The sequence below is a fragment of the Paenibacillus sp. Lou8.1 genome, assembly GCF_024213565.1.
Lineage (GTDB): Bacteria > Bacillota > Bacilli > Paenibacillales > Paenibacillaceae > Paenibacillus > Paenibacillus polymyxa_B.
Genome location: NZ_JANAVN010000022.1, coordinates 1 through 22,121, shown reverse-complemented (window position 1 = coordinate 22,121; position 22,121 = coordinate 1). Strand labels below are relative to the sequence as shown.

The 22,121-nt window shown below is 45.3% G+C and carries 14 protein-coding genes; 10 read left to right on the top strand and 4 right to left on the bottom strand.

The window, feature by feature from the left end; all coding sequences use genetic code 11:
- Nucleotides 1–173: 173 nt before the first annotated feature.
- Nucleotides 174–3,923, top strand: a complete 3,750-nt coding sequence (locus NLX78_RS24570; RefSeq protein ID WP_254351789.1) for an alpha-L-arabinofuranosidase C-terminal domain-containing protein — start codon at nt 174–176, stop codon at nt 3,921–3,923.
- A 102-nt stretch (nt 3,924–4,025) separates the two neighbouring features.
- Here NLX78_RS24570 and NLX78_RS24565 read toward each other — a convergent pair whose 3' ends face one another.
- Together NLX78_RS24565 and NLX78_RS24560 are read right to left on the bottom strand one after the other, a co-directional pair.
- Nucleotides 4,026–5,423, bottom strand: coding sequence for a phytase (locus NLX78_RS24565; protein ID WP_254351788.1), 1,398 nt, complete (start codon nt 5,421–5,423; stop codon nt 4,026–4,028).
- Nucleotides 5,424–5,533: 110 nt separating this feature from the next.
- Nucleotides 5,534–6,409 carry a helix-turn-helix transcriptional regulator gene (locus tag NLX78_RS24560; RefSeq protein ID WP_061830230.1) on the bottom strand — a complete coding sequence of 292 codons (876 nt, stop codon included), beginning with the start codon at nt 6,407–6,409 and terminating at the stop codon, nt 5,534–5,536.
- A 193-nt stretch (nt 6,410–6,602) separates the two neighbouring features.
- Between NLX78_RS24560 and NLX78_RS24555 the strand changes: the two genes are divergently transcribed.
- The 3 genes from NLX78_RS24555 to NLX78_RS24545 all read left to right on the top strand — a co-directional run bounded on the left by NLX78_RS24555 (nt 6,603) and on the right by NLX78_RS24545 (nt 11,611).
- Nucleotides 6,603–8,546 carry a glycoside hydrolase family 127 protein gene (locus NLX78_RS24555; RefSeq protein WP_254351787.1) on the top strand — a complete coding sequence of 648 codons (1,944 nt, stop codon included), beginning with the start codon at nt 6,603–6,605 and terminating at the stop codon, nt 8,544–8,546.
- A 27-nt stretch (nt 8,547–8,573) separates the two neighbouring features.
- On the top strand, nt 8,574–9,944 hold the full coding sequence (locus tag NLX78_RS24550) for a glycoside-pentoside-hexuronide (GPH):cation symporter (protein WP_254351786.1): 1,371 nt from the start codon (nt 8,574–8,576) through the stop codon (nt 9,942–9,944).
- Between the two features lie 275 nt (nt 9,945–10,219).
- Nucleotides 10,220–11,611 (top strand): MATE family efflux transporter, encoded by a 1,392-nt coding sequence (locus tag NLX78_RS24545; RefSeq protein ID WP_254351785.1) that lies wholly within the window; start codon nt 10,220–10,222, stop codon nt 11,609–11,611.
- Between the two features lie 88 nt (nt 11,612–11,699).
- Here the strand turns inward: NLX78_RS24545 and NLX78_RS24540 are convergent, their stop codons facing one another.
- The gene (locus NLX78_RS24540) at nt 11,700–12,689 is read right to left on the bottom strand and encodes a zinc-binding dehydrogenase (RefSeq protein WP_254351784.1); all 990 of its coding nucleotides are present in this window, start codon (nt 12,687–12,689) and stop codon (nt 11,700–11,702) included.
- Between the two features lie 135 nt (nt 12,690–12,824).
- Here NLX78_RS24540 and NLX78_RS24535 point away from each other — a divergent pair, with 135 nt between their 5' ends.
- The gene (locus NLX78_RS24535; protein ID WP_254351783.1) at nt 12,825–13,697 is read left to right on the top strand and encodes a LysR family transcriptional regulator; all 873 of its coding nucleotides are present in this window, start codon (nt 12,825–12,827) and stop codon (nt 13,695–13,697) included.
- The gene (locus NLX78_RS24530; protein ID WP_254351782.1) at nt 13,675–14,823 is read left to right on the top strand and encodes an RDD family protein; all 1,149 of its coding nucleotides are present in this window, start codon (nt 13,675–13,677) and stop codon (nt 14,821–14,823) included. Before NLX78_RS24535 ends, NLX78_RS24530 begins: the two co-directional genes overlap by 23 nt.
- A 318-nt stretch (nt 14,824–15,141) precedes the next feature.
- Here NLX78_RS24530 and NLX78_RS24525 read toward each other — a convergent pair whose 3' ends face one another.
- Nucleotides 15,142–17,400, bottom strand: a complete 2,259-nt coding sequence (locus NLX78_RS24525; RefSeq protein WP_254351781.1) for a glycoside hydrolase family 127 protein — start codon at nt 17,398–17,400, stop codon at nt 15,142–15,144.
- A 130-nt stretch (nt 17,401–17,530) separates the two neighbouring features.
- Here NLX78_RS24525 and NLX78_RS24520 point away from each other — a divergent pair, with 130 nt between their 5' ends.
- From NLX78_RS24520 to NLX78_RS24505, 4 genes are all read left to right on the top strand, one after another.
- Nucleotides 17,531–18,424 (top strand): AraC family transcriptional regulator, encoded by an 894-nt coding sequence (locus tag NLX78_RS24520; RefSeq protein ID WP_254351780.1) that lies wholly within the window; start codon nt 17,531–17,533, stop codon nt 18,422–18,424.
- 197 nt (nt 18,425–18,621) lie between these two features.
- Nucleotides 18,622–19,560, top strand: a complete 939-nt coding sequence (locus NLX78_RS24515) for a YwqG family protein (protein WP_254351779.1) — start codon at nt 18,622–18,624, stop codon at nt 19,558–19,560.
- A gap of 245 nt (nt 19,561–19,805) precedes the next feature.
- Nucleotides 19,806–20,324: an RNA polymerase sigma factor gene (locus NLX78_RS24510; protein ID WP_254351778.1), complete on the top strand. Its 519-nt coding sequence runs from the start codon at nt 19,806–19,808 to the stop codon at nt 20,322–20,324.
- On the top strand, nt 20,308–21,924 hold the full coding sequence (locus NLX78_RS24505) for a DUF4179 domain-containing protein (RefSeq protein ID WP_254351777.1): 1,617 nt from the start codon (nt 20,308–20,310) through the stop codon (nt 21,922–21,924). The genes NLX78_RS24510 and NLX78_RS24505 overlap by 17 nt, the downstream gene beginning before the upstream one ends.
- Nucleotides 21,925–22,121: the final 197 nt, after the last annotated feature.

The window sequence follows — 22,121 nt, the reverse complement described above, 5'->3', positions numbered from 1 at the left end:
TATCTTCTGTGATGGCTGCTTTTTTATGTAGTTTGTTCAAGTATTTTCTTCATAAATCCGATTTATTGGATTGAAAAAGGTACTCAGGATAAGGTACTATAACTATATAGTATGTATTTATATTAACTAATTAGTCATTACATTAATAAAATATAGGTATAGGAGCAACGAAGATGACCAAATTCCAAGATCAAATTATTGCACGTTACAAGTTTGATGATGCAGAGAACGTCGGCAAAGATAGCTCAGGGCAAGGTAACGATGGGGTTGCTTCAGGCACAGTAACACCTACGATTTCCCATGCTACCGGTAGAGCAGCTTTGACGCTTGAGGGAGGCCCCAACGGTACATCGTATATCCAGCTTCCTTCCGATCTATTCAAAGATGTAAGCGATAACACCGGTGTGACGGTTACTGCTTGGGTCAACTTCGGCAGATTCACAGATATGTGGGAACGTGTTTTTGACTTTGGTAAAGCCCATACAGGGCCCTATATGTTTATGACACGGAATCTGCGCGGAACCCTTTTCACCGAGGCAGATTTGTCCGTAGACCCGGGAAGAGGTTTTGTCAGGGATGAGTGGATGCATATAGCCTTGTCCGTAATCGGTACAGAAGGCGGCACATTAAGCAGTGCGGGTCCGGTGGTATATGTCAATGGTGAGGTCGTAGCGGATGGTTCCATCAGTCAAACTTCCAGCGGCAACTATGCCAAGCTGCGTAAATGGTTCGAAACGTTTACAGACTCGTCCAACTACAGCAACAATTTTATCGGTCGCTCCCAGCATGCAGCGGATGTAGACTTTGCCGGCTCCGTTTCAGATTTTCGAATTTATAAAGCAGGCCTGACGGCGGATGAAGTCATTGAGGTCATGTGCGATTCGTTGACAGATGAAGAGATCGTGAAGCTTGCCAGAGATAAATATTTGTCCTTTCCGACGACGATTGTAACCAAGGACATAACTCTGCCAACGGTTCTGATGGGCGGAAGAGTAGAAGTAACCTGGAAATCCAGCCAACCTGGTATACTCTCTGACAATGGCCAGATTCAGGCGATTACCTCCGCACAAGGGGTTACCGTCACAGCTTTATTGACGAAGGGCTTAAGCCAGATTGAAGAGAGCTTTGAGGTATCCGTTCTTCCTGAACAGCTACCTCCGTACACGCTGACCATTCATGGAAATAAGGAAGTAGTGGATGTCAGCGAAGTGATGTACGGCTTGTTCTATGAAGATATCAATAACGCAGCAGATGGCGGGATTTATGCAGAACTCGTTCAGAATCGCTCCTTTGAATCTTTCGAGTTCGATACGTATTCCCATGCTTCCGGTGAATGCGGCTGCTCTACCGGACGGAACCGCAACCCGTTGTTCGCCTGGTCTGGTGATACGGATAAGATGACTCCACAACATAGCGGTGGATTAAATGAGTTTTTAGGCGCAAAAGACAAAGAAGTGAACTCTTATTATGTGACGGTAGCGGATGGTGCAACGATTCGGAACAAGGGCTTTTCCGACTCTAACCAGAATTGTGCCATGTCCATCCAAGAGGGTGCCAAATATGAGTTTACCATCTGGGCGAAGGCCGATTCAGCGGGCACAATCACACTGCAACTGCAAGACTCAAATGAAAAGGCTATTAGTGATTCGGTTACGATACAGGTGGAAGGCGGCAACACGTGGAAGAAGTACGGCATCGATTCCAAGCTTGTACTGACAGGCTCAGCTACGGTTCTCGGGCAGCTGGCGCTTACATTTAAAGGGGACATTTCGGTTGATATGGTTTCTTTATTCCCACAAGATGTATGGGGCGCAGGAGAGGAAGAACAATCCCCATCGGCACATGCTAACTTCCAGGGTAATCCTAACTACCGACTGAGAAAAGATTTGGTGAACGCACTGGTTGGCATGCATCCGAAGTTTTTGCGGTTTCCAGGTGGTTGTATTTCCGAGGGTTCGTTTATATGGGAAAACGTATACGATTGGAAGGAATCGATTGGGGATATTGAGCTGCGCAAGGAAAACTTTAATGTATGGGGCTATATGATGACCATGGGTCTTGGTTATATGGAATATTTCCAGTTGGCAGAAGACCTGAATGCAGCTCCGCTTCCGGTTATGGCCTGCGGCGTGCTCTGCCAAGCCCGCTCGGATTATGCTCATCCCGCTGGAGGCGCATTGAGAGAATACTATATTAAGAACTTTACGGATCTGATCGACTTTGCGATTAGTGTGGATTTTGAACATAATGAATGGGCTGCTATGCGAAAAAAAATGGGCCATGAAGCTCCGTTCGATCTGCGTTATTTGGGGGTAGGTAACGAGAACTGGGGCACGGAGTTTTTTGCCAACTTTGAAGTGTTCAAGACATCGATTGATGAGTACATGGAGAAAAACTATCCGAGTTATGAGCTACACATCATCTCCACGGTTGGCGCTCAAGCAGACGACGATGCATATCAGCAGGGCTGGAAGTTCTTAAGCGGTAATATGACCGGTTCGGCTAAGGTTGCTTTTGCAGATGGTAACCAGGTGACGGAAGAAACGGTAACCTGGTATGAGAAGCAAAAGGACTATATGGACACCATTGCAGATGAGCACTATTATCGTTCTAACGAGTACCTGCTGAATAACGTGGACCGCTATAACTACTACTACAGAGCTTATAATGCGGACGGCAGTATAAATTGGAAAGCAACATCAAAGGTTTTTGTCGGGGAGTACGCCTCAACGGATAAAAATACATTGGCAGGCGCTGTAGCAGAGGCAGCGGTGATGACGGGCTTCGAAAATAATGCCGATGTCGTTCGGTTGGCTGCCTATGCACCGCTGTTTAACAAGGTGCTGACAGATGGAACTTACAGATGGACGCCAGACTGCATCTGGTTCGATGACGAAACGGTGTGGTTTACGCCGAACTACTATGTACAGCAAATGTATGCTAAATATTTGGGGAATAAAGTATTGAGCACCTCTTTCTCTACTTACAAAAACGGTAAGCCAACGGACCTCATTCCTCAGGGTGGAATTGAAATCGCGACAGGCAATGCCGAGGTTATGATTAAGCGTGTGACTGTTACTTCCAACCAGGACGGCAGTGTGCTGCTGGATCAAGACTTTACCCAGGGATTGAATTCGGCCTGGCAGGTCATTCCCGGTTCCGTGGGCTCTACAGTGGAGGAAGGCAAGGGGCTTGTGCTCAAAGCTCAGGATAGCGGTCTGAATGGTTTGTACATCTTGAACGATAGCTGGGGCAATTACAAGGTAGAGGTGGTCGCTTCCCGTATTTCCGGCACGGACGGCTTTTATGTGGGTGCGGGTCTCACCGATATTTCTGAGGAGAAAAAGGACGTCGTTGAATACGCGATCGGCTATGGCGGCAAGGCTACCGGCGTGAAGGTTTACAAGCAGGGCATAGAAGGCTACACATTGGGTGACTACTCTTCCAGTACAGCGGCAGGTAACTTGAGAGCAGCTAGCTATGAAGAGTTGGCTGACAACACGGACTACACCATAACAGTGAACTACGGCGGTGAAACGGGTAGTAATCTGATTTGCTCATACACCGACGGCGAGACAAGCAGCAAGGTGCTGGACTACAAGCTGGAGGCTTACAACAGAGACGTGTTCAACTCGGTAACCCAAGATGCTGAGCATGTATACGTGAAGCTGGTGAATGCCGACAACGTGGATAAGGTAATACAGCTGAATCTACAAGATTTGAGTGTTGAGTCCATCGCTAAGCTGGTTACACTAACTGGCGATTCCTCGCTTGTTCATGTACCTAACGTGAACAAGAAGAATGATGAGAAGGTAATGCCTACCGAACAGCAGATCACGCTTCAGACGGATTCTGTCCTCTTAGACTTACCGGCCAACTCGGTAAATGTGCTGGTGCTGGATCTTAAACCTTTTCTCGCTTAAAAACAAAAAGGGGTGTCCCAAGTAGCCGGTTTATGGCTTTTGGAACACCTCTTTTTTTCTATGAATAGAGTCGGAATGTTGAGTTGATTTCCCCGAAGGGCATTACTGCGTGCTTCTGTTTACCAATTCACGCGGGTTGATGCCATCGTCTATCGTTAGCGGGGTAGGGGCTCCCGTAGCGATTCGCTCCCAGGGCACCATTTTAAAGTTCTGATTCAACTTTTTGCCATTTTGAAGATTTTCGTCATCTTGTGCAACGAAGATACCATGCGGGAAATTTTTGCCTAATCCGTAGCCAAGAACATCAATACCGTCTGTGACAGATGTACCATCAACGGTAGGGCTCGCGCTAATCGTGAAGTTGCTTATATATGCATTGTCTCCTTGTCGTTCATAGATCGCATAGCTGCTGTTTCCTTGGCTGGAGGCCATGAGGTACCCTTTGCCATCTTTACCGTAATACAATGTAAGTCCCTCTATATCATCGTGAAGTCTGCGCCCATCTGCAATATCCACACGTCGCAGCGGCTCGGTTGAACCGTCTGGCTCGGCACTATACTTCCAAATAGCGTAATCCTCTTCAGCGATGTAGATCGTACCATATTCATCATCAGCAACCATGCCTTCGGATTGCGTATTCAGCTTGAACTGGCGGACAAGCTTACCTGCAATTTTGCCGCTTCCGTCGTCAGTCAGCTCATATTGCTCAAATTCACCCTCTTTGCCCAACACGAGCGCGTAAAATTTATCTGTCTTGAGGCTATGGTATAAGCTGAATCCGTACACTTCTTTCATAGATGCTTTAATAGGTTTGCCAACCACGTTGGTCAGCTTTCCTGATGCACCGTCAATGGAAAAGATATCGATCGTGTTGTTGGTTCGATTGGTTGCCCCTGCGATATCAATTTTTTTGCCGCCCAATGTGAAACCGTAACGAAGATCCACGTTATTCATTTTTCCGACCTTCATGTTTTGCAGTTGCTTACCTTCCAGATCATAGACTAAAATCCCGCCGCCTTTATTGGTTGCTAAAATTCTACTTTTCTCCGGATCGACCGGGTTGAGCCAGATTGCAGGGTCGTCGGCTGCGTCTTCTCCATCCTCCACAGCTTCTGTTTCGGCAGAGGGGATCACCTTATAGGTGGGAACTGCGTCCTTAGGATCTGCATATTTGCTGTTCTCTGCTTCAAGCGCTGTAATAAGTTTTGTAGGAAGATATACATTTCCATTCATCATCTTAATTTCCCGGTCCGCTTTTCCGCTTAGTCCAGCTAGACGATATTGTTTCTCACCCACTGTAAAGGTCCCGACAATGCCATTTTTCAGCTTGACCAAAACAGACTGGTCATCACTGTCCCATGTAATTGTCGCCCCCATTTTATCTGCCTGTGTTCGTAGTGATGCATACCCGGATGGCTGAATGTCTGCCGCATGGGTCAGTTCTGGTGATACCAGAATCCCCGTTAACATGGCTAATAATGCTAGTTTAGTTGATTTCATATGTATGCCCCTTTTCTGAAGTGAAAATGATATAACCGACTCAGTATAAAGCGAGAATATCAAAAGGATACAATGAAAATGTAAAGAGAATGTAAAGGAGGTGTAAGCATTCAATGGACTGGTTTCCAGTATTGTTGTCTGTAATTCTTGGGAGACATTCCGAATTTTTCTTTAAAGCATTTGGAGAAATAGCTTGCTTGGGAGAATCCCGTTTCCTCCGTAATTTGTTGGACAGACCAGTCAGTTTGCAGCAAAAGACTGCGTCCTTGATCTAGGCGATAATCCATTAAATACTCAAGCGGTGTGCGCTGGAAAGCGACCTTCATGCATCTGGCGAGATAGTTCTGATGTACGTGAAAATGGGTCTCCAAATCTTTATTGGTGATTGTATTTTTGTAATTCTGTTTTAGGTATATTTCGATTTGTTCCGCCAACTTAGAGGAGCTGTCTTTATTATTCTGATCATACTCCAAACTCTGGAAAACACTCGCAAACGTCTGTTGGGCCTCCCATAGTGCCAGTTTTCTAGGTTTTAAAGTAGAGGCTAGTAAATAGTCTAATTTCGAAAATAGCTCATGTGGATTCACCACTTTTTGAATTTTGGGCAAATGAATGGTCGTATGTTCTGAATGAAAGTGCAGCTCGGGAATGGGGGTGCTGGGTATAATAGGATTGGGCGAGGATTGTGCGCACCACATGCTATTGGTTTGAAAATGGAACCAGTAAAAGGAGGTTTGTTCTGTACATGCCTCAATGGGAAAATGATGTTTATCCGGTTCAAGAATGAGAGCGTAATTTTTAGTTACCTTCCACACTTCGTCCTCTTCACCAATGTGCAGCAATCCTTCTTTAATGATTATTACGTCAAAATAACCCAGATTATACCTATTCGGGTGCCAATCCCCTTTTTGATATGTAGTAAAATTCCCCTCAATGAAATAAGGCAGCGGAGGAACAAGGAATGATAGAAAGTCTGTTTTGCTCATGGAAGCCAGCTCCTTTGTGTGTGAAATCGTATAAGTTTTAGTTAAAGATCGCGATTTTTTTTATAAATTCAGGTTGATAAAATAAGGACTGTAGCAAGGGGAGCTCAGGCTAGCTTGTACGATATTATCATTACTTTATCCTTATTTTCTCAAAAATGAAAGCGTTCTATTTCCAGGAAGGGATGTTTATCCAATGAAAACGGCAAAGCCAGTTAAGCATGTCATCGTTGACGATTTATTTTGGAAAAAGTATAAGCAGGTTGTGGCGGAAGAGGTTATTCCTTATCAGTGGAAAGCATTAAATGATGAATTACCAGATACAGAACCCAGTCATGCGATTGAAAACTTTAGGATTGCAGCCGGGGAATCCAGTGGGGAGTATTATGGAACCGTTTTCCAGGACAGTGACCTTGCCAAATGGTTGGAGACGGTTGCCTTTAGCTTAAGGGATCATCCGAATCCTGCGCTTGAAGAGCGGGCTGATGAAGTGATTGAATTGTTGGGAAGAGCTCAAGCTGAGGATGGGTATCTAAATACGTACTATCTGCTTAAGGAACCCAACAATCGCTGGACCAACTTAAGAGACAATCATGAGCTGTATTGTGCAGGGCATTTTATAGAAGCGGCTGTTGCTTATTATGAAACGACGGGCAAAACGAAGTTTCTTCACATTATGGAGAAATACGTAGACCTGATTCAGCAGGTTTTTGGTACGGAAGAAGGTAAACGGAAAGGCTATCCGGGACATGAAGAAATTGAGTTGGCCTTGATCAAATTATACGACGTAACTGCAAAGGATCAATATCTCAAATTAGCGCAATATTTTATTGAACAGCGGGGACAGCATCCTATTTACTTTGCAGAGGAACAAGAACAGAGAAAACATATTCAAACAGAGCCCACCTGGAATGATGATAACAATATTAATTTTGGCTTAGGCTTCGAATACCAGCAAGCACACCAACCTGTGCGGGAACAAAAAGAGGCAGTCGGCCATGCGGTAAGAGCGGTGTATCTGTATATTGCGATGGCGGACTTGGCCGCGAAAACAGGGGATGCTTCCCTGTTACAAGCCTGTGAAACGCTGTGGGATGATGTAACGAATCACAAAATGTACATCACCGCAGGCATCGGTTCTACTGTAAACGCGGAAGCATTCACTTGCCATCACGATCTTCCAAATGACAGCATGTACTGTGAGACTTGCGCCTCTGTAGGGCTGGCCTTTTGGGCCAATCGTATGCTGCGTTTAGCGCCAGACCGGAAATACGCCGATGTTCTGGAGCGTGCGCTATACAACGGGACGATTAGTGGGATGGACCTGGACGGGAAACGGTTTTTCTACGTGAATCCGCTGGAGGTTAACCCTTTTCAAAAATCCAGAAAAGATCAAGAGCATGTAAAAACAGAACGGCAAAAATGGTTTTTCTGCGCCTGCTGTCCGCCCAATTTGGCACGAATGATTGCATCAGTTGAGGACAATATGTATACCCAAACGGACGATACGTTGTATACGCATCTGTACATTGCCAGCAAGGTGAACATGACTTTATCTGGTCATGAGGTTGAAATTACACAAACTCATCATTATCCATGGGACGCGGATCTAACCTTTTTGATCCACGTAGCAGAGCCGACTTCCTTCAAATGGGCACTACGGATTCCTGGGTGGTGCAAGCAGGCAGAGGTAAAGGTGAATGGGGAAACCATATCATTAGACCGTCTGGAAAAGGGCTATATCGAGATTCAGCGTACTTGGAAGGACGGAGATGTGGTAACTCTGCATTTGGCTATGCCGGTTGAGCGCATTCGGAGTAATCCACTGGTCTCCATGAACCAGCAGCAAATTGCTCTCCAACGCGGACCAGTCGTGTTTTGCCTGGAAGAAGTGGATAATGGAGCGAATTTGGCAGGATTAAGATTGACGAAGGATAGCCTCATTACGGAAGAGTTCAGCGAAAACCTGCTGGGTGGCATTGTAAAGCTGACCATAGAGGGATACCGGGTAAAAAATTCGAATGCATTATATAGCTCGGAGCCTCCTGAATTTGTTCCTCAACAAATTACCGCGATACCTTACTATGCCTGGTGCAATCGGGCCAAAGGGGAAATGCGTGTATGGGTTTATGAATCATAATTCATTCGCATGGGGAGAGGAAAGATCATGAGTACGAGAATTGTGAGTACGGAACCACCGGAAAAGGCAGCCAGTACCGTTCCTTTTCATCGTAAAATCAGCTATTCATTAACGGATACGGCAGGTAATTTACTATACTGTGTTATTTCCAGTTATCTATTATATTTTTATACAGATGTATTCGGACTTTCTATCGGGATTGCCGGGACATTACTATTTATCACCCGTTTTATCGATGCCATTGATGCCCCGATTTGGGGCATCCTGATTGACCGAACCAAGTCAAAATACGGCCAGAGCAGACCCTATTTTCTATGGTTAGCGATCCCGTTCGCTGTGTTCATGGTCCTTACGTTTACGACACCCAATTGGAGTGAGTCGGGCAAAATTGCATATGCCGCCATTACGTACATCATAGCCGGCATCCTGTACACAGGGATCAGTACGCCGATTACGTCTATTCTGCCTAATCTGAGCACCAATTCTAACGAACGCGTAGTCTTGAACTCCTTCCGTATGGTCGGGGGGAACGTAGGTTTCTTCATTGCCACGACGTTTACATTACCTTTGGTCGCTTTCTTTGGACAGGGGAATGATCAAAAAGGATTTTCCTTAACGCTCGTTTTATTTGGTATCATGGCGATTATTATGTTTTTCATAGCGTTTGCCGATTTGCGAGAAAATGCAGCAGTGAAAACGAAATCTGTTCCCATTGCTAAAAGCTTTACAGCCATCAAACGAAACTGGCCCTGGATGCTCGTTGTAGCTGCCAACTTGTGTTACTGGATCGGCTTGAATATTCGTTCAGCAACTTTAATCTTTTATCTGCAATACAATCTGGACAGTAAGGACTTAGTACCTTTAATCAATGGACTGACCTCCTTGCAGTTGATCTCGATGGTTCTGATTCCGTTTTTCGCCAGAAAATTAAGTAAAAATGCGATTATGATTATCGGATTGATATTAGCTGCGCTGGGTCAAGTCGTGATTTTAATGGGAAGTACAGACTTAACCCTCATTATTATCGGCTGGATTATTGGTGCGTTAGGATCAGGCTTTGCATGTTCTATGCCGTTTGCGATGTTGTCAGATACAGTCGATTATGGGGAATGGAAAAATGGTATTCGGGCAAGTGGCTTTCTGACCTCTATTGGAAGCGCATTCTGTATTAAAGCGGGTAGCGGAATCGGCGGATTATTGCCAGCATGGATCATGGGCAGCACCGGTTACATCGCTGGGCAAGTTCAAAGTCCTACGGCGTTGTCTGGCATTCAGTTCAGCTTTATCTGGCTGCCGTTTATCATCTTCTTGATCGGAATCATTCCTATGTTTTTTTATAAAAAATTCGAAAAGAATGAAGCTTCTATTCAACAAGATTTGATTGCGAGAAGATCATAGATATTCTTTTAACAAGGTTTTAATGATATATTAAGGCATTATAATGCTGCTCCAAAACCTGTTCACTGAGCTGAGCAGGTTTTTCTGTTATTTTATATTCAAATGTGAGCAAGACCATTGACAGGATTTTCTTTTGGAGTAATACTTCTATGTAGAGAAAAGTGTACAGAATCAAGAACTAGACACATCTAGCCTTGCAACTTTATACATTTTTTCGCCATGAAGGCTCTTCTGTTGAAGGGTTTTTTTCAATTTGAGAAAAAGAATGTGATGATATGAGTCAACTGAGTGTAAGGATGAGAACACATGGCTTTCTAAATAAGCATTTTTCAGGAGAGTCTATTGATTATCGACAGATTATTGCGCTGTTTATCCCGCTTCTGATTGATCAGGCTTTTATCGTGGGTCTTAATTTGGTGAACACGGCAATGATTAGCTCGTCGGGAATGGCGGCAGTCAGTGCTGTAAATATGATCGATTCTTTGAATATTTTTCTGATTAATGTGTTTGTTGCAGTGTCTACCGGGGGAACGGTTGTCGTGGCACAGTATAAGGGGAGCGGTAACGACCTCATGGTCTCTAAAGCCGCATCCGGCACCATTTCCTCCGTTTCCTTGTTGGCCTTATGTATCAGTTTGTTTATGATCCTGTTGTACAATCCGATTTTAAGTGTTCTGTTTGGTTCCGCCTCGCCTGATGTATTAGCCAACGGTAAGGTGTATCTGCTGGGAAGCTGTATGTCTTTTGTGGGGATTGCAATCGTTGAGGCAGTGTGTGGGGCGCTGAGGGGAATTGGAAAGACGAGGGCATCGCTGGCTCTTTCGCTCATCATGAACCTCTCGTACGTGCTCCTCAATGTGGTATTCATTAATGTATTAGATATGGGTGTGCTGGGCATGACGATTGCCGTCAATGTGTCCAGATATGCAGGGGCAGTGTGCGCATTGATCTATTTGGTCAGAGTAGATGACGACTTGCGTGTTCAGCTTAGAGATATGCTTTATTTTAATCTGGCTATGCTTAAAAAGATTCTGTTTATCGGGCTTCCCTTTGCAGCGGAACAGATGTTTTTCAATGGGGGCAAAATTTTAACCCAAATTTTCATTGTGAGTCTGGGGACCAATGCATTGGCGACGAATGCCATTTGCTCATCCCTAGCTAACGTGTTCCAAATCCCTGCGAATGCTCTGGCTCTTACGATTGTAACCGTGGTCGGTCAATGTATGGGACGTCGAAATGTCGAGGATGCCCGGAAGTTTACCAAATCGTTTATTTGGCTGTCGTCTTGTTCGTTTATTGTCATGGGGCTCATACTGATGCCTTTGTTTGAGCCGATGGTGGGGCTGTTTCATCCGCCTGCTGAAATCGTAGATGACATTTTTGTTGTCATACTGATTAATACGTTGGCCCAGATTCCGCTCTGGTCCATTGCCTTTATTACACCCTCTGCGCTTAGGGCAGCAGGTGATTCAAAATTTACGTCCCTCACCTCAATGCTGTCTATGTGGTTGTGCCGGGTGGTGCTCGGGTATATTTTGGGAATTGTCTTCAACCTGGGGATTGTTGGTGTCTGGCTGGCCATGGATATTGAATGGGGCGTGCGGGGACTCGTTTTCCTTTGGCGCTTCCGCGGCAACAAATGGGTCCAGCATCGTTTAATCGACTGAATAGGTCCGCTACCATAAAATTGACTTCTGGATGAAGGCATTTTACGGTAGTGGATTTTTTTCTATTCCTATACTTCGTTCAGACTCCTTACTCTATCCTGATCCCTATATTGCCTAACTGCGCTCCCTGCTGCATACGGTGGAAGGCTTGTGCTGTGTCTTGTAAAGAAAATACGCTATCTATAATCGGATGGAGTGCATGGCGATCCATGAACTGAAGCATAGCTGCGAATTCCTCGCCACTGCCCATAGAGGTGCCGATGATGCTGATTTGAGGGAAAAATATAGACCGCAGCGGAATCTCTATTCGGTCTCCTGAGCTTGCGCCAAATGTAACAATCCGACCGTTCGGCTTGAGGACATCCAAATATTTATCGAACGTAGCAGGACCGATACTGTCAAGGACCAGATCCACGGTGTCTCCGTTCATACTTTCTTTCCATTCGCTATGGCTGTCGAATGCATGATTAGCGCTATGAGCGAGGGCAGCCTGCCTTTTTGCTTCGCTGCGTGACGTGACGGTGACCCGTGCGCCTGCTGCTAAAGCCATAAGCATGGCATACGTGGCTACACCACCGCCAATACCGGGAATAAGGACGTGCTCACCCTGCTGTAATTGGCCTCTTGTGAAGAGCGCGCGGTAAGCGGTCAAAGCAGACAAAGGCAGCACCCCTGCTTCTTCCCATGAAAGGTATGCTGGCTTGCTGACCGCATTTTGGACGGGGATGATAACCGATTCAGCGAATGTCCCGTCTGAAGGTCCGCCCAGAATGGCTGGAACCAAGGGAACATGATGCGTATTCTCCCATCCGATACATGGATTGATAATTACATCGGTGCCTACCAGCGAGGTTGGGCCACCAACACCCACAGCCTCAATCACGCCTGCTCCATCCGACCCCAGAATGAGTGGAGCATCGTTGGCTGTTCGATCTGCCATGAGGAATAGGTCCCGATGGTTCAAGCCTGCGGCTTTGAGTTTTACCTTCACTTCGTTGTGTCCCGGCTGTCTGTCCGTGATGTCTGTATATGTCAGGCCCTCAGGGCCGCTTTTGCTGGCATGAATTACGGCTTTCATTTTAAAACCTCCCGTGGTTCGAGTTTAGATGCAATTGCATGTATATTGAATTGTACAGAGCGGCAAGCGTCCGGTAAAATGAACAAAATCGAATGTGAGTATCATAAATGATCATACCAAGCAGGTGACATATACATGGAAAGCAGTGATTTGAAAATTTTTCAGGCTGTCGCTCGCGAGGGCAGTATCACGAAGGCTGCGCAAGTTTTGAATTATGTACAGTCCAATGTGACCTCGCCGATTCAGCAGCTTGAGGCACAACTGAACGTACCGCTATTTCGTCGATCTAATCGGGGAATGACGTTAACGCCGGCAGGAGAGAATCTGCTGAAATACGCGGATACCATACTGACCTTGATCGACGAGGCTGTAAAGTCTACTCAATATTCGGACCAGCCTGCGGGACCTTTGCGACTGGGCTCGATTGAGACGGCGGCGGTTACGCATCTGACTTCTTTATTGACGGAATATCATTCACAGTATCTTGATGTCCATCTATCGCTTATGACAGGCAGCACACATGGTCTCGTACAAAAGGTATTAAATTACGAATTAGATGGAGCGTTCGTCTATGGCCCCGTCGATGATCCGCATATAGAGCATGTAGCGGCTTTTGAGGAGGAGTTGGTGCTCATCTCGGAACCAGGGAAAAAGGACATGGGTGAGCTGCTTGCCAAGCCTATGCTGTTCTTCGACGTAGGGTGCACGCATCGTACAAGAGCGGAAAGCTTTCTGAGCGAAGCGGGTGTGGATGCATATCAGGTTATGGAGTTCGGAACGTTGGAAGTTATTTTGGGTGGTGTAGCCTCTGGTCTGGGGGTGTCCATGTTGCCACAATCGTCGATTGCAAAGGCAGAGGAGGCGGGAAGTATTGCTTCTCATCGTTTACCTGAAAAATATCGCAAATTAGAGGTGTGGTTTGTTCATCGGCGGGATTCGGTTTACTCCAGTGCACTGTCAGGCTTGCTCCGCTGGATGAAAAAGGATGTTATACTTAACTGGGATTAAATTGACATCAGGGGTGTATCATTTGGAAGAACAAGATGTAACGAACAATCCATCTACAGTAGCTCCGGGACCATATGCGACGTATGGCAACTACCATCGACGAGAACCGGATAAGATGGCGGTATTATCAGAAACATACGGAGGCTCTATCTTCTTCAGAAGATGGGCGGCCTGGATGATTGACTTCATTCTTATCGTCTTCGGGTATGGAGGGCTGGTTTATTTTACAGCGAAAAAAGTATCTGAAGTAGGGACCCCAAATATGGGCATGGTAGTGATGCTCTTCCTGATGGGCTCCTTCTGCTATTATTTATTGCTGGAAGGACTTACAGGCTATACGCTGGGTAAGTTTGTACTTCGCATTCAGGTCGTAAATGGAGAAGGGAAACCGCCGGGCATTGTGAAATCCTTGATCCGTACCCTTATACATTTGGTGGATACGAATCCGCTGCTTTTCTTCGGGCTACCCGCTGGTATATGTGTGCTGGTGACACCTCGGAAACAACGGATTGGAGATATGGCTGCGAATACATATGTGGTTAAGGTACGGGATTTGGGGACAGTGAGCAGAAAAAAAACCGGAATTTTGTCCGGGGTAATCATCCTGATGACGATCATTTCGGTCATCTTCGCTGTATCCCTTATTTCTTCGCTCATCACACAAATGGTGAAGCCTGAGGTATTTACCAGTAAGGATAGTCAGTTTGCGGTTACGGCTCCGTGGAATTGGTCACGAGATGATAGGATTAATGAGGACGCGGACATCTCCATTAAAAATGAATTTACCGAAAGATATTTAATTGTATTGTCAGAACCGAAAAGCGATTTTGACAGCAGTATGACTCTTCAAGATTATAAAGGAATCATTGAGGACCATTTGGTATCAGGAATTATGGCCCCTGAATTGGGGAACCCTTCCGACATCGAGGTAAATGGATACCCTGCCATCGAATTTACCCTGAAAGGAGAAGTGGAAGGTACTCCAATTATGTATAACGTGACTACGATTGAAACACCTTCGCATTATCATCAGGTGCTTGCCTGGACCTACGCTTCCCGATACAGTAGGGCACAGCAAGAGCTGCTCAAGATTAGAGACAGCTTCCGTGAAATGAACATGCTGTGAAGTGAACATGAAGCAATAACGATGATTCGAAGGTATAAGGCAGTAAGCAGAACAAGCAGACAGCTTATAGGAGCGTCTGCTTGTTGTTATATAAGCTTACTTTAAAAAATGAACAATTAAAACGGAGTAGGCGGAATGGTGCTGTACAAGCGAAGCGGTCGCTTTCAAATCTTTCCGTAGGAAAGCTCGCCTCGGAGGCATCACCACCCCCGGATTTCCACCGATGAAGGGTTTTATTCCAGAAATCCGGGGGGTGGCGATGGGAAGCCCCATCCGACTGCGTAGTGGCGCTATAGTAGATTTATATAGATAATTTGATCATACAATAGAATGTCTGATTATCCGCAATCCGGCCACTTTCGCCACCTTACCTTGTGGATGGGCTGTGAATTGAATCGTCACTTCATTCTTGTGGTTTGTCACAGATAGAGGGAGCTCATAGGCGAACGTTTCGAATTTATTCATTTCCTCGGACTCCAGCTTGCCTTCCCCTAAAATCTGACCATCCGCAGTAATGTCAAAGTCACTATGGGGACGGCTCAAGTCCTTCAAATAAGTGACCGCCAATTGGACAGGCTCATCCGGAAGCACCTCCATGACAAAAGAGAACCAGCCCCCTGGCCAGGTATCGCGATATTTGCGGTTATAGATGGACCCCAGACCTACATGCTCGCCAGTAAAGGCATGATCCCGTTCAGGCTGCATTTCGGCAGGCTGCACAACGTCCACTGTAAGTCGTTCCAGCTCTAGCTGATACGCTAACGCGGTACGATAGTCTGCCTCTGTTGCTACCCATTCCTCCTGGGAAAAGAGATCCCAATAGACGGTATATGAACGATCATACATCTGATAAAACGGACGAAGCTTCAAGTCTCCGATATAGCCTAAGTCGGTCATATGGAACGTATTAGGCTCGTTCCCGTCAGCAATCAGCTTCGTTGTCAGGGAATCGGCCGATCCGATCAGAACAGACGCAAGCAGACGTTCCTCGTTGGACTCCTGTTCAACAGGGCCAAGGTCTCCAGCCAGTACAAGCGGGCCGTACATAAATGCAATTCGGCGCGGATTGTCCGGCATTTCCTCGACTCTCACGGTCATAGGAATGTCGTACTCGATCGTATCCCCATTGTTCCATTCCCGTTCAATTACGACGTAGCTGGTAGGACAGGCCTTTGTGACGTACTCTTCTCCGTTGATTTTAATTATCATCCCTTGCTCCGCCCAATGTGGGCATCTTAGCTTGACCGCGAAGGATTTGGGCTCCTTGCTGATGACGCGTAGCGTTCCCCGTCCATTTTGCGGAAAGAGAGTGTCTTGTTTGAGCTGTACGCCCATCTCGTCCCATGTCACGGTAGAAGGGACATATTGATTGACATAGATCGTTTCTGGCGTGTGAAAATAAATCGCAGTGCCGTACATGGAGTGGCTTTCCATACCGGAACCGACACAGCATGTAAAATCCTCATATTGAGAATTAAAGGACTTGTGTCCTCCCATTTCCAACGATACAAAATAGCACACACGTCCATCTACAGGCTGCTGTGAAGCCAGGATATGATTGAACATTGCTCGTTCATAGTAGTCGGCATAGGCTGCATAGGCATCCCACTCGAACATATGTCTTGTTAATTTCAGCATATTGTAGGTGTTACAAGTTTCACAGGTACCATCGCCCAAGCGGTCATTCAGCTTCCCAGGTTCACCAAAATGTTCATTATAGCTATTGCCGCCGATCACGTAGGAATGCTTGTGAACAACCCGATCCCAGAAAAAGCGAGACAGGTCCGCATATTGCGGTTTTCCCGTCATTTCAAATTGCCGTGCAGCGCCAATGATTTTGGGAATTTGCGTATTGGCATGTCGCCCTGCCAAGGTATCTTGGCTATCCGCGAGATCATTGAGCACCTCTCCGTGATAAAAGCGTTCCGCCAGGCTCAAAAAGCGTTCTTCTCCTGAATGTTCCGCCAGATCCGTCAGCACCTCGTTCATACCGCCAAACTCGCAATGCAGCACCTGCTGCACCTGATCATCGTCCAGCCCTTGAAGTACATCCTCCAGCCAGTTGCCGAGTTTGATTTCTATAGACAGGGCCTTGGGATGATGCGCCAGCAGATGTGCATCACGCAAGCCCGCAAAAAGTTTGTGCATGGTATATAGTGGCACCCAACCGCCGTTCAGATCAAAGCCCTGGGAGCGGATATCTCCGGCTTTTACTTCCTCAAAAATCTCTTTCCCACGTGGAATGCCCGAAATGTATCCGTTTCCATGACTGTCTTGGCATATTTCCAGTTCGTCGACCACATAGTCCACGCGTTCCAGCAGTCTTTCGTCGCCCGTGGAGGCAAACATCAGCGCACATCCGGACAGGTAGTGACCGAGTGTATGTCCGCTGATGCCACGCGCTTCCCAGCCTTCATAGTGAGCCGCTTTGGGCTCCAGTCCCGCATATTCACGAAAGCGCGATAATAAACGGTCGGGTTCCAAACTCAGCAGGTAGGCCGTATTCAGTTTCATCGCATGTAAAAGAGGGCCGGAATCAATTCTTACTTTATGCAAGTCAAAAGCTTTAGCTTTCAAAATCATCGCTCCTTAGCTAAGATAAAAGTGTATATTTCTCCACTACATTAGCATTGCAATCGCGGTATGTCAGTAGCTTAACCATACAATGGGTGGACAAATCCGAACATGAATTTAAAGAGGCGATAACATGACCTATCTAAAAGTAAATGTAGATGCTCCGATCCAACTGATCTCGGCAGGCGAGTTTGTTAACGAGGTACCTTGGAAGCATATGAGTCGTTCCATTGAGAATTTTGAGCTGATCCTGGGTGTCCAAGAGACGGTATATATACGGGAGGAACGGGAAGATTTTGAAGTAGGCGAGGGAGATATTCTATTGCTGTACCCCGGTCGTACGCATAAAGGATACCGGGAATCGTTGCCGGGCGTGAAATTTTATTGGTTCCATTTCGATGTTCCCATGACCCCGAATGTATTATCTAATGAGGAAATGAAGCAGGAAACAAGTGCTTTGGATGGACGTTTGCAGCGTCACGGTGTGATGCGGGATATCTATTTACCGCAATGTGTACAGGCAGATAACGGAGATCGGATTCATATTATCGTCAATCAGATTTTGCATGTAGCCAACTCACATTATCTTACGTATCACAGCGCAAATTATTTGTTCACCTCGCTACTGATCGAGATATCTGAACTGGCGCTCAGCCGCTTGCTTTCCAATCCTGCCAGTTCACAGGGGAATGTGAGTTTTAACAAAATTATTGAGTGGACCCGTATTCATGCTGAAGAACCGCTGACCGTGACGGATTTAGCTCGGAAATTCAATTACAACAAGGATTATATCTCTCGTTTGTTCAAGCAAAATACAGGCATGCGTCCCCTGGAGTTCATTCATAGTATTCGTATTAACAAAGCCAAAGAGTTGATTTCCCGTACAGATATGAGCATTAAGCAGGTTGCCGAAGAGGCAAGATATAGCGATGAGAAGTATTTTATGCGTTTGTTCAAAAAGAGAGCCCATATGACTCCTTCCCAATACCGGAATGCCTATCACAAAACATTTATGAACAATGTCTAGTGCATTTCCGCTTGGATCGTAAAGGCAGAGCTGAATATATCCACCATTCACTTGCAGCGAAGATCGATGATTTGATCGAGGACTGACCAACCTGTCACCAGAGAAATAGCTTGTCAGACTGTAATTTGGTAATCTGATATAAGAGATCAAATGAGAGCAAGTAATACATAATACTTCAATGTAAAGGGGCGAGTGAGATGCTACAACCACCATTAAAGGATGAACTGACTCGAATACTGGAAGGGCATTCACTGGATGAAGATTTAAAAGAAGAGATTCATCAGGAAGCTGAAGTTGCTATACAATTTCATGTGGAGCATGAGGAAAACTACGAACACGTTGGAAATAGTCGGATCGCCGGCTATCCAGACCTGCCACACACAATAGAGTGGCCTTGTAGTTCAGACGGGGAATATTACACATTTATTGCTCAAATTAATTTGGGGGAGCTACCTTTTTCACCATATGAGGGATTGCCTCATCAGGGCATACTTTACTTTTTTCTTGGGCTGGACGAGCCCGCCTATGATATTGACCATAAAATCTTTTACTATAACGGTGACAGCAGCGTTTTGCAGAAAACATTACCGCCCGCTGGGCGCGTAGAGGTGTTGGCGGAGCAACGGGATTTCACCGCGTATGCAATTTCTTTTCATCCGATCCTGACGCTACCATCGGAGGGTGAGCTAGGAGATATTCTTGTAGATCAGTACGAAGAGCTTTATGAGCTTCTATATGAACATAGCGACACGGTGTGGGGGCAGCATCAGTCTTTTGCAGGGAATACCCGGCGGGATGCTTATCTACGCCGAAACGGGCTGGAGGATCTTCTGTTTAACTGGCATAAGAGTGAGAGCCAGATTCATAAGGAAATCGAGCAAGCAATGCATAGGGGAAATACCGATTATGCGGAGCATTTACGATCCGAAGTGCTGACTCAGCTGCAAGAATATCAAACGAATCGGGAAAAGCACGATCAGGCTTCGGAAAATTGGCATGTTCTGCTCTCAGTATCTTCTTTGGACGAGGTCGGCATGTGCTGGTGGGACGCGGGGTATTTGGAGTTTTTTATAGATCAAAGAGACTTGAAGAACCTTGATTTCTCGAAGACATATGTCAATCTTGCTACGAGCTAGCCCGGTGCGGCAGACTCATGCTGGTTTAGGGCAAATGATGGCGGTTACAGCAGGGCGGTTTTTTGATTGATAAAAGCAGTGAATTGAGCATGTGGCACAGTAGGTTTGTTTTGCCCGAGTGTCGGGAATCGAACGATCAATAATAGGTGGTCCTATATAGGGCTGCCTTTTTTCGATGTAAATGAACGATTGTACTCCATTATTAGTCTTAATAGATGAGACCACGACAAGGGAGGTGCACGTATATGACTGATCGAGAGCTGTTTGAACTATATAAGGAGCAGATATATTATTTTTGTTATTATTTGATGCAAAATCAAGCAGATGCAGAAGATGTTTGCCAGGAAGTGTTTGTCAAAGCACTTTTGGCCGACAGGTCCAAAGTACAAGATCTCAAATCATGGATTTTGCGAATTGCTTCTAATGAGTGCAGTAATGTGCTTAGAAGGCGAAAAACTGGGCTGATGAAGGAAATACGAACTTTTTTATTGTCACGCCCTCATTCATTTAATCCGGTGGAAGAGAGCTTATATCATCAAGAAACGAAGACAGAGTTACACAAGCTATATAACAAGCTTCCAGATAAAATTCGTATGGTCGTGGTCCTTCGTTATGTAAACGAATTGACTATGCCGGAGATCTCTAGAGTTATGAATATACCCGAAGGAACAGCTAAATCTAGATTAAATCGGGGGCTTAAACTGCTAAAAAAAATGGTGATACCCCAAGTAAAGGAGATGAGTAGCAGTGAGTCGGTATTTTGAAAAAGAACAGAACATTCCTCAACCTGAATATGATGCAATGTGGGTAAATATAGAACAGGAAGCAACCAAACGAAAAGCAACTCTGCAACAGTCACAGGAAGCACCTATGCATAGAGCAAAAATTGTTCCAGCAAGTATCGTATTCTCATGTTTTCTGCTCGTTGCCATCCCTGTATTCGCTAGTGTGACCATCAATTGGGATAGAATAGGCGGACGTAGTGTAACCAATGCGCTAAATAACGGTATTGGCCAGCGGTATGATCTAAAAGCATCCAATGCAGGCATTACGATGAATTTGAATGGTGTTGTAACGGATGGAGAAAAAATGAAAATGCTTATCTCTCTGGATCCAGGAACCGATCCAACCAGTTATATGGGGTTTGCTATAGAGAAAACTATGGTAACTAGCAATTCTGATACCAAGGAACAAGCACACGGATATTTAAATTACGATCCTAAAAGCCAGAAACTCCTTGGCATTTATGAAACTATTGATACTTTAAGGGATCGTAAAAAAGATTACACACTTGAGGCACAGAATCTTATTTTTTATCGTAGTCAGGATATTCCTTTAAAGACGGACCATCAAGCCGGGGATACCCTCGTTACCGGGACCAAGCAGTATCCTAACATTTATATAGAATCCGTTCGACAAACCAACAACAAGACTGTTGTCCGCTTTAGAGTTGCTGCAGCTCCATCCGATTTAGGACGTGGGAACCCGCATTTGGTAATGAAAGCGGGCGACAAAGAGATAGACGCAATCCCAACTATTCTACCTAGCGACAGCCCAGACTTGCATATTGAGCAGGTATTCAACATGACTGCACAAGATTGGAAAAAGGCAAACCTCCATTTTTGTTACACTGAGGAAGCAAAAAGAATTGAAGGTACTTGGAAGTTCGAATTTGAAGCGGATGGAAAAAAAGCAAGTGAAGCGATTTATTCCAAGAAGCTGCATAGCAGCGCTGAATTCCAAGAAAATACGGGTACTACCTTAGACCAACTGATTGTTACCCCCTTGGATATTGAAATTCTAGTAACAGAGCGTGATTCACTTAAAAAAGGAATTGTTCATTATAAAACAGCTCAGCTGGTTATAGGTGATAAAAAAATTAACGGGGGGTGGAATATTAAAGGAGCTGGTCCTGAAAATTATCAACACTTATATCAATTTGAATCCCCAGAGTGGTATAAGGACTGGTCTGATGTTCCAATGAAACTTATATTGAAAGATGCTGTCATCGAGAAACGTGATACGTCTAAGAATTGGGTCACTCTTCATAAACCTAAAGAAGAAAAACAGTTTGCTGAGCTTAATGCGGACGGGTATCAAATTGATTTCACATACTATACAGAGGGAAAAGATTTGATTGTCGAATCGAAATCCGGTTCCCCTGGCTTCAAAGGCGTCAACCAAACAACGATGCGAATTAACGGCAAAGAAGTAGTGCCTGAGATCATTGCGAAGGGTATGGTATCCACAGGAGTTAATGTTGACCGTTACAAAGACATTGAATTAGATGGAAAATTGGAACTAAATCCTGGCATCTACAAGTACAGCGATCCTGGACGTGATATTGAAGTTATTTTGAAGTAGATATGGCCATCGCTGCCTATTCTGCAGATACGTAAATACAAAAGCCCTTCCAGCTTTAGCTTTCCATGAAGTGCACCCCTTAGAATAGACATTGGAATAAACCCCTGGTTTATCCGATGTATTTCTAGGGGGTGCATTTTTTATGCCAGCGAAAAAAGGACAGAAGTTTAAAGAATATACGTTTGAAACCAAAGTAG

Coding starts and splice junctions, on each gene's coding strand:
- NLX78_RS24545 (WP_254351785.1), top strand. CDS start 10,220: ATGAGTCAACTGAGTGTAAGGATGAGAACACATGGCTTTCTAAATAAG.
- NLX78_RS24555 (WP_254351787.1), top strand. CDS start 6,603: ATGAAAACGGCAAAGCCAGTTAAGCATGTCATCGTTGACGATTTATTT.
- NLX78_RS24530 (WP_254351782.1), top strand. CDS start 13,675: ATGTTATACTTAACTGGGATTAAATTGACATCAGGGGTGTATCATTTG.
- NLX78_RS24520 (WP_254351780.1), top strand. CDS start 17,531: ATGACCTATCTAAAAGTAAATGTAGATGCTCCGATCCAACTGATCTCG.
- NLX78_RS24570 (WP_254351789.1), top strand. CDS start 174: ATGACCAAATTCCAAGATCAAATTATTGCACGTTACAAGTTTGATGAT.
- NLX78_RS24565 (WP_254351788.1), bottom strand. CDS start 5,423: ATGAAATCAACTAAACTAGCATTATTAGCCATGTTAACGGGGATTCTG.
- NLX78_RS24535 (WP_254351783.1), top strand. CDS start 12,825: ATGGAAAGCAGTGATTTGAAAATTTTTCAGGCTGTCGCTCGCGAGGGC.
- NLX78_RS24550 (WP_254351786.1), top strand. CDS start 8,574: ATGAGTACGAGAATTGTGAGTACGGAACCACCGGAAAAGGCAGCCAGT.
- NLX78_RS24515 (WP_254351779.1), top strand. CDS start 18,622: ATGCTACAACCACCATTAAAGGATGAACTGACTCGAATACTGGAAGGG.
- NLX78_RS24560 (WP_061830230.1), bottom strand. CDS start 6,409: ATGAGCAAAACAGACTTTCTATCATTCCTTGTTCCTCCGCTGCCTTAT.
- NLX78_RS24510 (WP_254351778.1), top strand. CDS start 19,806: ATGACTGATCGAGAGCTGTTTGAACTATATAAGGAGCAGATATATTAT.
- NLX78_RS24540 (WP_254351784.1), bottom strand. CDS start 12,689: ATGAAAGCCGTAATTCATGCCAGCAAAAGCGGCCCTGAGGGCCTGACA.